This is a genomic window from Synechococcus sp. OH30 (assembly GCF_047462175.1).
GTDB lineage: Bacteria > Cyanobacteriota > Cyanobacteriia > Thermostichales > Thermostichaceae > Thermostichus.
In genome coordinates, this window is sequence record NZ_JANSIP010000012.1 from 17,799 (window position 1) to 30,006 (window position 12,208).

General features: G+C 55.3%; 10 protein-coding genes and 2 pseudogenes. 8 read left to right on the top strand and 4 right to left on the bottom strand.

Going from position 1 to position 12,208, the window contains the following annotated elements; translation table 11 throughout:
• The first annotated feature begins 55 nt into the window (after positions 1–55).
• Entirely contained in the window at positions 56–1,189 is a 1,134-nt protein-coding gene (locus NW830_RS10885) for a histidine kinase (protein WP_414362733.1), read from the top strand.
• On the opposite strand, the gene NW830_RS10890 is transcribed toward NW830_RS10885, so the two are convergent.
• The 3 genes from NW830_RS10890 to NW830_RS10900 all read right to left on the bottom strand — a co-directional run bounded on the left by NW830_RS10890 (position 1,176) and on the right by NW830_RS10900 (position 4,565).
• Positions 1,176–1,652, bottom strand: coding sequence for a fasciclin domain-containing protein (locus NW830_RS10890; RefSeq protein ID WP_414362734.1), 477 nt, complete (start codon positions 1,650–1,652; stop codon positions 1,176–1,178). The genes NW830_RS10885 and NW830_RS10890 overlap by 14 nt on opposite strands.
• Before the next feature lie 67 nt (positions 1,653–1,719).
• Entirely contained in the window at positions 1,720–3,030 is a 1,311-nt protein-coding gene (locus tag NW830_RS10895; RefSeq protein ID WP_414362735.1) for a CO2 hydration protein, read from the bottom strand.
• A 56-nt stretch (positions 3,031–3,086) separates the two neighbouring features.
• The gene (locus NW830_RS10900) at positions 3,087–4,565 is read right to left on the bottom strand and encodes an NADH-quinone oxidoreductase subunit M (protein WP_414362736.1); all 1,479 of its coding nucleotides are present in this window, start codon (positions 4,563–4,565) and stop codon (positions 3,087–3,089) included.
• Between the two features lie 278 nt (positions 4,566–4,843).
• Between NW830_RS10900 and NW830_RS10905 the strand changes: the two are divergent.
• A pseudogene (locus tag NW830_RS10905) lies at positions 4,844–5,269 on the top strand (transposase); the annotation flags it as partial.
• Between the two features lie 30 nt (positions 5,270–5,299).
• Positions 5,300–5,587 (top strand): zinc ribbon domain-containing protein, encoded by a 288-nt coding sequence (locus NW830_RS10910; protein ID WP_414362753.1) that lies wholly within the window; start codon positions 5,300–5,302, stop codon positions 5,585–5,587.
• 39 nt (positions 5,588–5,626) lie between these two features.
• Here the strand turns inward: NW830_RS10910 and glgB are convergent, their stop codons facing one another.
• The gene (gene glgB, locus NW830_RS10915) at positions 5,627–7,918 is read right to left on the bottom strand and encodes a 1,4-alpha-glucan branching protein GlgB (RefSeq protein ID WP_414404693.1); all 2,292 of its coding nucleotides are present in this window, start codon (positions 7,916–7,918) and stop codon (positions 5,627–5,629) included.
• 201 nt (positions 7,919–8,119) lie between these two features.
• Between glgB and tatA the strand changes: the two genes are divergently transcribed.
• The 5 genes and pseudogenes from tatA to glgA all read left to right on the top strand — a co-directional run bounded on the left by tatA (position 8,120) and on the right by glgA (position 12,146).
• Complete coding sequence (gene tatA, locus NW830_RS10920; RefSeq protein WP_414362738.1) at positions 8,120–8,374, top strand: twin-arginine translocase TatA/TatE family subunit; 255 nt, start codon at positions 8,120–8,122, stop codon at positions 8,372–8,374.
• Between the two features lie 313 nt (positions 8,375–8,687).
• Positions 8,688–9,578: pseudogene (locus tag NW830_RS10925) on the top strand (bestrophin family protein).
• A gap of 163 nt (positions 9,579–9,741) precedes the next feature.
• Positions 9,742–10,107, top strand: coding sequence for an NAD(P)H-quinone oxidoreductase subunit M (locus tag NW830_RS10930; RefSeq protein ID WP_414362739.1), 366 nt, complete (start codon positions 9,742–9,744; stop codon positions 10,105–10,107).
• Positions 10,108–10,148: 41 nt separating this feature from the next.
• Positions 10,149–10,538, top strand: a complete 390-nt coding sequence (locus NW830_RS10935) for a DUF2996 domain-containing protein (RefSeq protein ID WP_414362740.1) — start codon at positions 10,149–10,151, stop codon at positions 10,536–10,538.
• 132 nt (positions 10,539–10,670) lie between these two features.
• The gene (gene glgA, locus NW830_RS10940; protein ID WP_414362741.1) at positions 10,671–12,146 is read left to right on the top strand and encodes a glycogen synthase GlgA; all 1,476 of its coding nucleotides are present in this window, start codon (positions 10,671–10,673) and stop codon (positions 12,144–12,146) included.
• Positions 12,147–12,208 lie beyond the last annotated feature (62 nt).

Below are 12,208 nucleotides of genomic sequence, written 5' to 3' on the forward strand. Positions count from 1 at the left end.
TAAGTCTTGTCCGCTGCCATTGCTGCTGAAGCCCCCACCCCTTGGATTTTGGCCTATGCAAACCTCGCTAGATCGCACTTCCACCCATTCCACCATTCGGCTGCTGCTGTTTGCCCAGGGCCGAGCCAACGTCGAAGAACTGGCAGAGCAACTGCGTCGGCACATCCAGAGCTTACCTGGCCAATATCCTGCCCATCTAAAAGTGGTGCCGCTGGAAGAGCACCCCTACCTGGCGGAGCACTACAAGCTGGTGGTGACCCCTGCTTTGGTGAAGGCAGAGCCCTTGCCAGCCCAGGTTTTGGCAGGGGAAGACTTGGCAACCCAACTGGAAGTGTGGTGGCCTCGCTGGCAGGGTCAGGCGGCTCTTGCCTCCCACCAGCAAAAGTCAGGTCAGGATCCCGCCCCTCCCCCCACCACGGAGGCTCTGCTCCAGATGTCAGAGGAGGTCTTCCTGCTGCGGCAGGAGCGGGCCCAGTTGCGGGAACAGCTGGATTTTAAAGACCGCGTTCTGGCAATGCTGGTCCACGATTTGCGCAGTCCTCTGACGGCTACAGCCCTGGCGGTGGAAACCCTACAGCAGGGACGGGAGGGATCCCTGGACAAGGCAGTGGAGCGGCAGCTGTTCGAGCATGCCCGCCAGCAATTGCGCAAGATGGACAGCATGATTACCGATATTCTTGAATCGGCCCGCGGCAGTGCCTCGCAGCTGCGGATTCGAGCCGTGGAAACTCAGCTGGCCAGCTTGTGCCAGTCAGTGATTGAGGAGCTCCTGCCCCGCATCCAAGCCAAGCAGTTGCAGTTTCAAGCCGATATTCCCCTAGATCTGCCCACGGTTCACGTGGATCCCGACAAAATCCGCCAGGTGATTTTCAACCTTCTGGACAACGCCATCAAGTACACCCCTGCCGAGGGATCCATTCGCCTTACCATCCTCCACCGCACCAGTCACAAGATCCAGGTAACCGTCAGCGACACCGGACCCGGGATCCCGGAAGCCGACCAGGAGAAGATCTTCTCTGACGCCGTGCGTCTAGAGCGAGATCAGCAGCAGGAAGGCTATGGCATTGGCCTTTCCCTCTGCCGCCGCATTGTGCGTGCCCACTATGGTCAAATCTGGGTGGAATCTATCCCCGGCAAGGGCAGCAGTTTTCACTTCACCTTGCCGGTCTACCGCCTCAGCGGGCACTAACTGACTGCCTCTGCCTAATCTGGGGATCGGCACTGGCTAGAAGCGGCCAGAACCAGTGGGGCCGCATGAGGATGACTGTGTCAATGACGTGAATAATGCCGTTGTCGGCTTCGATGTCTGCCTGGATAACGGTGGCATTGTTCACTTCAAACACGTCCCCTTCGATAAACACGTCGATGGGGGATCCCTCTACAGATCCTACACTTTGGTAGTTGGCCAAATCTGCTTTCTTCAAGCGACCGGGCACCACGTGATAACACAGGATCCGAGTCAATTGGGGAATATTTTGCACCAGAGTGGTAATGGTGGCAGGGGGCAACTTGGCAAAAGCTGCATCGGTGGGAGCAAAAACGGTAAAAGGGCCAGGGCCTTTCAGGGTCTCTACCAAATTTGCCGCTTTCACAGCTGTAACCAAGGTGGAAAAACCTTGAGTAGAGACTGCAATGTCGATAATATCAGGCATGGTCCAGATCCTTGTTTTGCTAGAAGTTGGATTAACTCAAGTGGCCAATTGGCACAATAGCTATTGACTAGCGATAGTTTTGATCCTGAATGTAGGAGAGGCGAGCTGCTTCTCGGATCCCGTATTCCGGTCGAGTAAAGCGGTTGAGTTGTCCTTCAAAATAGAGGCGATTCATCATCAAATGCCGCGGATTAGGATCATCGAGAGGGTACAGAAAGGCTGCTCTCCCTGCCTGGATTACAGCTGAAGTAACGTTGTACATGGAGCGCTGGAAGCTGATTCCTAGTTGGATGAGCATGTCATCCTCACCGCGGCAGTGCTTGCGGTAGTACTCCACCAAATACGGAGGCAAAAAGTGGTACATATCCTGGTGCAAAAGGGTCGGCGGGATCCCAGCACTGGCCACTGGAAACTTGTCAGCGTAGAGGATCCCATAGTGGAAGTCTAGCTGGTTAACAGGTACTTGGTTGGCCTGAGCGTTATAGGACTTGGTGCCGCGGAAGGGAGAGGTGCGATAAAACACGGCTTCTACATAGGGGAAAGCCGCCTCGTATAGCCAGGTAAATCCCTTGGATTTGGGCACAATGTCGTACCATTCCCCGCGAATGCGCACCCGGTGGTAGATGGGCCGCCCAGCAATAGAAAAGATCGCGTTAACCAAAAAGTTCATCGCCTCCGGCACGCTGGTGATTTTGCCCTCGTCGTAGAGATCGCTCATCTCAAAAAAGACGGGGGCCATCACCTCCCAAAACAGGCCCAACACGGAGTACATGGTGGCCTGGCGGCAAAGTTCCAGAAACATGTCCGGAAAGAGCTTGTACAGCCCCATCAACAAGGGGTTGCCCTGGCAGTAGGCGCGGATGGCGCGGTCGGCATTTTGCTTGTACTCTTCCGAATCCATGTAGGGATCCAATAGGCCCCCCATATCCCGGTGCCAGAGCATGGCCCGCATACATTCTTCAGCAAATTCCATGTTGATGCGGTCATGCCAAAGGTGATGTAGAATCCGCGGCAGCTTGCGCTTCAGCTCCCCTTTTTCCATAAACTCCAGAAGTTCCGGGTGAGCAGTAGCCGGGCCACGCCAAATGCGCAAATCCGCGTTTTCTCCTGCGTAGTGGTTGGCTAGCTTCAGATACTCTTCGGGAATGATGTACTTAAAAATGGGCAAGGGATCCACAAACACCTGCTCGGCAATGTAGAGTAGATCCCGCCAGTAGAAGTCCATCGGCACGGCATAGGCCTTGTAGATGCCGATAATTTGCATCAGGTTTTCCGGCGTATCCGGCAGCATCGATCCCCCTGCCTCAAGGCGATGGACTATTTCGGCAAAGGGGTGAGTAGAAGGGGGCAGCTTGGGAGCAACCAGGGTCGTTGTCATGGAAGAAGTCTCCAACTCAGTCTACGTGGGATCTTTTCCGGTTTTTTGAGCTGTCCTCAGGGAGAATAGGAAGCCAGGGTATGCGTTTGGGCCTGAGCCACCTGGGCAGATAGGGTGAAGGCCAGCGGTTGTGGCCATTTCACCAAGTTCATAGGCTGGATGCCAAACCAAAGGATCAAGGCGGTTAACACAAAGGCCGGGATCCGTTCCCAACCTTGCACACGCGGGTAGTAGGCGGTGCGGTTGTCCAATCTGCCAAAGCAGGTGCGATTGAGCAAAATCACAAAATACACCGCCGTCAAGCCGGTGCCGCAGATGCTCAGCAAAGTGGGCAGTGGAAAATCCGAGTAGCTGCCTTGGAAGATTAAAAACTCGGCCACAAAGCCCAGTAGGCCCGGGATTCCGGCGCTGGCCATGCCGCCCAAAATCAGCAGGGCACTCACCGTGGGCAGGCCGCGCAGGGGATTGAGCAGGCCGTTGAGCACGTTTAGATCCCGCGTTCCCACCTTGCGCTCCACCAGGCCCACTAGATCAAACAGCAGCGCCAAAATTAGCCCATGGGAGATCATTTGCACTATCGCCCCCGTCAGGCTAATGGGCGTGGCCGCTGCCATCCCCAGCAAGATGTAGCCCATATGGCCAATGGAGCTGTAGGCCACCATGCGCTTGATGTCTTTCTGGGCAATGGCTGCCAACGCCCCCAACACCACGGCAATGGCCCCCCACCAAGCTAGGAGTTCATCTAGATCTGCCCACGCCTGGGGAAACAACTGCAGCCCAAAGCGAAACAGACCATAGGTGCCCAACTTGGAGAGCACCCCACCCAGCAGGATCGCCACCGGCGGCGAAGACTCGCCGTAGGCGTCGGGCAGCCAGGTGTGCAGAGGCACCAGCGGCATCTTGATGCCAAAAGCCACAATCAACGCCAAGAGTGTCAGGGTTTGGGCAGCAGGGCCCAGAGAGCTAATGCGAATCTCGGCCAGCTCAAAGGTATGGGGATCCCCTAGCCAGTAGATGGCCAAAAACGCCCCCAACAGGAAGATGGCAGAGACAGCGGTGTAAATCAAAAACTTGATGGCAGCGTAATCCCGCTTGGGGCTGCCCCAGATGGAAATAAGCAGGTAAATCGGGATCAGCACCAGTTCGTAAAAGAGGAAAAACAAAAGTAGGTTCTGGGCGGCAAAAGCCCCGTTGACCGACCCACTCATCAGCAGAATGCAGCCGTAAAAGAGGTTGGGCCGCTTCACCTCTGGCTCAGCCGCCAGAATGGCAATGAGGGTAAGCAGACCGTTCAGGGCCACCATCAACAACGACAGTCCGTCCAGGCCCAGGGAATAGCTCAGTCCAATTTGCGGCAGCCAATCCCACCGCTGCTCCCACTGAAAGCCAGTTGCCTGTAAGTCAAAGCGGGTAAATAAAAACAGGGAGATGGATAGCGAGATCCCGGCCAAAATCGCCGCCAGCCTTCGCCCCCCCAACCCCAAGAACAGGAGCAGGGATCCCAAGATTGGCAAGATGATCAAGGCATTCAGCATAGTCTTTTCCCTTTTCCAAAGACTCCGCCCGCCTACTGCCACCCCGAAGGAGCTCTACAGCAATGGACAAAAGTATGCCCTTGCTGCCGCTTTTTCTAGTTGCGACAACTCCTTATAGAACAGGCCAGTGGCCTCGCTGAGGCTAGGGCAGGTAGCCCAATACTCGCTTCTGGGCTTCTAGGACAGCAGTCTACCTTGAAAACATATCTCTTGCAACGAAACACCCGCTGGTGAGGCGCACCTAGACACTTGAGGAGCTCCGCCGTTTGTGGAAACAGCGTCTACGCGGTCAAAGAGCTTATCATTATCATCAGAGACACAAAGGGAAGAAGCATCCTGTTACTGGAGCTATTTCTCTGAGAGGAGTAGCTGGCTGCCATGTCATCAAGGGTGAGAAGAAGAAGGGGGATTTTTTTGCAGTTTTTGAGAAGTGAGTTATGTCCGAAGCTAGATGCGAGGAAGGTTGGGATTATGGACAGCTTCATAGGAGTCGAGAAGTTGAGGAACTGATTAGGGGAACAGGAGCGCGAACCCTACACCTGCCTGTGTATGCACCGGAAGTAAATCCTATTGAGATGATGGGGTCGGTGTTGAAGCACTTTGCTCGGCAGTTTTCCAGAGTTGGGAAGTAGAGCATGGAGCAGAGAGTGCCTTTACTCCTGATCAATCCATCCTGCTTCCGAAGTTGGTTTAACAGGCTGTAAGTCTATTCTCGATGGCGGTGGGGACAATTCCTGCAAATTCTGGCAGTCAAGGCTGTAAGAGCTGGGCTGTTAACGATTGCAGTGAATCCCCGCGGTAGCAGTCAAGAGTGCTCCGGGTGCGGTCGAGAAGTGCCTAAAAAGCTGGATGAGCGTTGGCACCACTGTCCGCACTGTGGGTTCAACTCGGCGAGAGTTATCAAATACAGAGCGGTGGGGCGTCCCGTTCTTTTCGCGCCAGCGGCTCGGAGCGCTAAAGCCCGGGAAATGTCCGACGCAGTAGCGGGAGTCACTGTTTGCGAAGCGGGACGTAGTCCTTGAAGCCCGCACTCTATGCGTCGGCATGAGTGGGGGAGTAGGTCACGTTGAGCTCTCAGCCGGCTGGGGCGGCTGCCACTTCAGCACCAAGGTCGAAAGAGGGGGCAGGCAGAGCTCAAGCGAGTAGGGCAGGTTGTGGTAGGGCCAGTCATCCGTCCACTTGCCCCCTAGGTTGCCAACGCCGCTGCCCCAGAACTCTACCGCGTCGCTGTTGAGCAGTTCCCGGTAAAACCCTCGCTGCGGCACGCCAATGCGGTAATTCGGCCAAACCACCGGCGTAAAGTTACAGACTACCACTAGCCACTCCCTGGGATCCTCCCCATAGCGGATAAAGGAGATAATGCCCCGATGGTCGCTGCAGTCAATCCAGCGGAACCCTTCTGGCTTGGTGTCTTGAGTGTAGAGAGCTGGCTGCGAGCGCAATAGATGGTTGAGGGTGGCTACGTAGTGGCGCAGTTTAGCGTGGGGCTCATACTGCAGCAGCTCCCAGTCTAGATCTGCCCAAACATTCCACTCGTTCCACTGGCCAAACTCCATGCTCATAAACAAAGTTTTCTTGCCGGGGTGGGTGAACATGTAGCCGTAGAGGGCCCGCAAACTGGCAAACTTGTGCCACATATCCCCTGGCATTTTGCCCAACATGTGGCTTTTGCCGTGCACCACCTCATCGTGGGAAAAAGCCAGCATGTAATTTTCGCTAAAGGCATACATGAGGCTGAAAGTCACTAGGTTGTGATGGAACTGGCGGAACCAGGGATCCATGCGAAAATAATTCAGCATGTCGTGCATCCAGCCCATGTTCCACTTGAGGTTAAAGCCCAGACCACCCACATGGGTTGGCCAGGTTACCATTGGCCAGGCAGTGGATTCCTCGGCAATGGAAAGAACGCCAGGGTAGTACTTGAAGATAAGGGTGTTGAGCTGGCGAAGGAAGTCAATCGCCTCCAAATGCTCTCGCCCACCGTAGCAGTTGGGGATCCAGTCTTTGCGGTCGTAATCCAGATAGAGCATTGAGGCCACCGCATCCACCCGAATGCCGTCGATGTGGTATTTGTCAAACCAAAAGAGGGCATTGGCTATTAGATAGTTGCGCACCTCGTTGCGGCCGTAGTTGAAAACCAAAGTGCCCCAGCCCTTGTGCTCGCCCTTGCGGGGGTCGGCATACTCGTAGAGGTGGGTACCGTCAAAAAAGGCCAGCCCATGCCCATCTTTGGGGAAATGCCCCGGCACCCAATCGACAATGACGCCGATCCCTTCCTGGTGGGCGCGATCGACAAAGTACATGAAGTCTTGGGGCGATCCGTAGCGGGAGGTTACCGCGTAGTAGCCAATAACCTGGTAGCCCCAGGAGCCGTCGAAGGGGTGCTCGGCCACGGGTAAGAGCTCGATGTGGGTAAAGCCCAGCTCCTTGACATAGGGGATCAATTTGTCCGCCAGCTCCCGGTAGGTAAGAAAGCGGGTGTTGGGCTTTTGCTCCACCGGCACCAGGTGCCCATCAGCGGGGGGGTCTTCCGTTGAAGCGTGCATCCAGGATCCCAAATGCACCTCGTACACCGAGATGGGCGAGCGCAGGGGGTCGGTGGCAGCCCGCTTTTCCAGCCACTCCTGGTCGTGCCAGGTATAGGTGTGGAGGTCGGCTACAATTGAGCCGGTCTTGGGTCGCACCTCCTGCTGAAAGCCATAGGGATCTGACTTTTCGTAGATATCCCCCCAGGCAGTTTTCACCTCGTACTTGTAGACGGCTCCTGGCCCAACACCAGGGATGAACACCGCCCAGATGCCGCTTTCGCCCAGCCGCTTCATCTGGTGTTGGCGGCCATCCCAGTGGTTGAAGTCGCCAATGACACTGACATTGCGGGCGTTGGGAGCCCAGACGGCAAAGTGGACTCCCTGAACCCCATCTACGCTGATGGGATGAGCGCCCAACTTCTCGTAGATGCGGTGGTGGTTGCCCTCGTTGAAGAGGTAGCGATCCAGCTCACCGATGTGGTTGACCTTCTCCAGGGGAAAGCGATAGGGATCCTCCCACTCTTCCAAGTGCTGGCCCTCCGGATCCCAGACCCGCTGCGCCCGCAGAAAGTAGTCTGGAACCGGCGTGCCAGGCGCAAAGCACAGCTCAAACAACGTTTCTGGATGCAGCGGCTGCATGGGGTAGGCCTGCCCAGTGGCGCGTTCTACCAACCAAACCTGTTTGGCATTGGGCACCAGGGCCCGCACCAGCCAGAAGGACGTTTCCCCCTGCTCTATCTGCTGCGGCCCCAAAACAGCATAGGGATCCTGCCACTGGTTGGTGACGAACTGAAGCACTTGTTCGGCAGACAGGAGAAAGCCCATCGGCAAGCTTCAACAAAGCAACAATCTCAGTCTAGCGGTGCTCGGCTGCTGCTTTTGGTAGCGCAGGGATTGCCAGAGCCATAGCGGTAGCAGCCAAACCTTTCTGCTCCCGGGAAAACCTGCTAGAGTTGGGAGGGGATAATTCTCCTCCTTGCCAGCGAGATTGGTTGGCTTGTTTTGTTGTTGGGGTTTTGGGGACTTATGGCTATCCTGCTGTCGAGCGAACCTATCCTGGCTGTGAGCATCTTTGGCATGGGCCTGCCAGAGCTGGCCGTGATTGGGATCATTGCAGTGGTTGTGTTCGGCCCCAAGAAGCTGCCGGAGTTGGGCAGCGCCTTTGGCAAAGCATTGCGCAGCTTTAAGCAAGAGATGAATAACCCCACTAGTGATGACGAGCCTCTGGCCAGCGCCGAGAAGCCAAAGGCGGAGAAGGTGCTCGAAAAGGATGCTGCCTAGGTAAAAAACTTAGACAACGTTGCAAACTTCCGCCAACGGCAAAGCTTCCTTCCTGCAAACAGCAACAAGGCGTTTGGGTTGTAGGTCACTTCTCTTTGCAGATGGCCAGGCCCTAGCTATAGGTATGCCCAGCTAAACTGCCAAGCCTTTCTGCCTTTTGAAGCCCAGAAGTACGGGCTCGACCCCTAACCTGGAGCCGGGAAGGTCTAGGAGTTGCCAGCGAAAATGCGACTAGAGACCAAGGCCGTGATCCTAGCCTGCTTGAGGCAAGGGCAGACGGTAGGATAGGGAGCAAGCTCGCCAGCGCTATCCCATGGTTCGCCAATACCTTTCCGGGGAAGGGCTGCGCTGGTTGGGCCTGGCTGTGCAGTTGTATGGGTCCGTTGTGCCCGCGGTGCTTCCCCGCACCCTTTTTTGTGCCCTGCTAGGGATCCTGGTTTCTGGGCTCCATGAGTTGGGACTGCCCCTGGTGCTGCCCTCTTCGGTGGCGTTTGTGCCCAACCTTGTTTTGAGCTTGATGCTGGTCTTTCGCACCAATACTGCCTATGAGCGGTTTTGGGAGGGGCGGAAAGCCTGGGGAAGCCTAGTGAATGAGGTGCGCAACTTGGCCCGTCTCATTTGGGTAGCTATTGCGGAAAAGCAGCCAAGCGATCGGGAAGAGAAAATCAAAATCCTGTATCTGCTGCCCGCTTTCGCCATAGCTGTAAAGCAACACCTGCGCCAAGAATTTTTACCCGCTGAGCTACAGCCCCTCCTTAGCTTAGAGCAGTTGCAACGCCTTCAAAACCTCAATTATCCCCCCTTACAAATTGCCTTTTGGATAGGAGATTATCTCTAGCGCCAGTACGATAAGAGTCGTGTGGAAGTCTATCAGCTAACGATCATGGTGGAACGGCTTAACGGTAGGGTGGAAGCTCTGGGTGCCTGCGAGCGCATCTTGATGACCCCCATACCTACGGCTTACGCCTTGCATCTACAGCAGTTGTTGCTGCTCTACTGTTTGTCTTTGCCCTTTCAGATGGTGGAAGAACTGGGTTGGATGACTGGTTCTATTGTGGGATTTTTGGCCTTTATGCTCTTTGGCGTTGAGCAGATTGGTCTTGAAATCGAGAACCCCTCTGGCCACGATTCCAACGACTTGCCTCTTGATAGAATTTGTATTAAGATGAAGCGAAACATTGTTGACTTAATTCAATCTACCTAAAATTGCTCCGCCACTCCTCAAACTGAAGTCCAAACCCCTACCCAAAGCCAGAGGGATCCCGCTTCTCCCCTTCCCTTGGCAAGGAGGATTGGAGTGGCAAGGGATCCCACCTCAGCCTTGGGAGTGATACTGTGAGAAGAAGAGAAGGATCGGAGCGATTGCCATGCTAAAGTGCACTACCCGCCACGTTCACATCTTTGCTGGCGAGGTTACCCCCGACAACCGCCTGGTGCCCCGCGACGATGTGCTGACCCTTGACGTGGATCCCGATAACGAGCTGGTCTGGAACGAGGCAGCCCTGCAGAAGGTCTATGCCCGTTTCGAGGAATTGGTAGAAGAGTACAGAGGCCGGGATCTGACCGAGTACAACCTCCGCCGCATTGGCTCTGACTTGGAGCACTTCATCCGCTCTCTCCTTAAGCAAGGGGAGATTGCCTACAACCTGCAAGGGCGCACCCCCAACTACAGCATGGGCTTCCCGCAGATCCCTGCAGAAAAAGTGGTGGACCAGTACATTCCCAAAAGCTAGCTCTCTTCCCCCTTCCTGCACCCCCGTTGGAGCATTACCCCATGTCTGAAGAAACCACCCCCACCCAGGACTCTCCCAAGGCTGCTGCGAAAAAAACCGCCAGAGAAGTCAAAGAAGAAAAACCCTTCGAGCAACTGATTACAGAAGAAGTGATCCCAGCGGCCATTGCTGCCTTTCAAAAACGCGGCGTCCACGATTTGCAACTGCGCCTGGAAGGCAAGACGCTGATTGGCTCGTTTGCTGGCGGCCAGAAGCAGTTTAGCGTCCTCTTTGCCGACGGCTCCCTAAATGGCCGTAAGTTCTTCTGCTGTACTACTGCCGGATCCCTACCCAGCACTCTCGAGTCTTTCATGATCGACGAGCGCCGCGTCGACGTGCCCCTGTTTGTGTTCTACTTGCTGCAGCGCCTCTACGCCCAGCAGTGGTATTGAGAGATCCCCCAGCCAGCCCTGGAAGGAATGAGCTGAGGATCCCGCCAGGGGGATCCTTTTTTAGCCTTGCGGGAGATGTGCTCCTAAGGCATTTGTGAAGAAAGGTAAGGCAATGCTACGGGAGATCTCGAAATGTACATTGTGCAGATTGCCTCTGAATGTGCCCCAGTCATCAAGGCGGGGGGGCTAGGGGATGTGGTGTACGGCCTCAGCCGGGAGCTGGAAGTGCGGGGGCACTGCGTCGAGCTGATTCTGCCTAAGTACGACACCATGCGTTATGACCAAATCTGGGGCCTGCACGACGCCTACCGCGACCTCTGGGTGCCTTGGTATGGCGGGGCTATTCACTGCTCGGTGTACTGCGGCTGGGTGCATGGCCGCCTGTGCTTTTTCATTGAGCCCCACTCCAGCGATAACTTTTTCAATCGGGGGTGTTATTACGGCTGCCCAGATGACAACATGCGCTTTGCCTTTTTCAGCAAAGCTGCCCTAGAGTTTCTCCTCAAGAGCAACAAGCGTCCCGACATCATCCATTGCCATGACTGGCAGACGGGCCTGGTGCCAGTGCTACTGTTTGAGATCTACAAGTACCACGGCATGGAAAACCAGCGGGTATGCTACACCATTCACAACTTTAAGCACCAGGGTCTTGGCGGGCCGGAAATTCTTTGGGCCACGGGACTCAACCGCGAGTCTTATTACTTCCACTACGATCGCTTGCGTGACAACTTCAACCCCTTTGCCATCAACTTTATGAAAGGGGGAATTGTTTTTTCTAACTTTGTAACAACAGTCTCGCCCACACACGCTCTGGAGGCACGGTTTGGTGATTACGGCTACGGTCTGGGACACACGCTCTACTTGCACCAGCACAAGTTCCGGGGCATTTTGAATGGCGTTGACTATGACATCTGGAACCCTGAGATTGATCGCTTTATTCCTTTTCGCTACACAGCGCAAACTTTGGAAAACAAGGCCAAAAACAAGAAGGCGCTGCGGGATCGGCTGTTGTTGCAAGATGCCGAGAAACCGATTGTGGCCTATATTGGGCGGCTAGATGAACAAAAAGGTGTGCATTTGGTGCATCATGCCATCTACCGCTCCTTGTTTAAAAATGCTCAGTTTGTCCTACTGGGATCAGCAACGGAGCCGGGAATTGGCGCCTGGTTTGCCCACGAGAAAGGCTACCTCAACGACAACCCCGACGTTCACATTGAGTTGGGCTTCAACGAAGAACTCTCCCACCTTATCTATGCAGGGGCAGATATCCTCGTGGTACCCAGCCACTACGAGCCCTGCGGCCTCACTCAGATGATCGGCCTCAAGTACGGCACAGTTCCGGTGGTGAGAGGAGTGGGCGGCCTAGCGGACACGGTTTTTGACCGCGACTACGACAGTCGCAAACTGCCTGAGCAACGCAATGGCTACGTGTTCTACCACACGGATCAAGCAGCCCTAGAGTCAGCGCTGGATCGGGCCATCGACCTGTGGTATACCGCTCCCGACCAGTTCCGCCAACTGCAAATCCAGGGCATGAGCTACGACTACTCCTGGAACTACCCTGGCAAAGAATATCTGGAGATCTACGAGTTCATTCGCCACCGCTGAGTGATCCCCAGTGATCCCAGCCCTTGACCGCAAGGGGGAAATGCTGGAGGATAGGTAGCAAT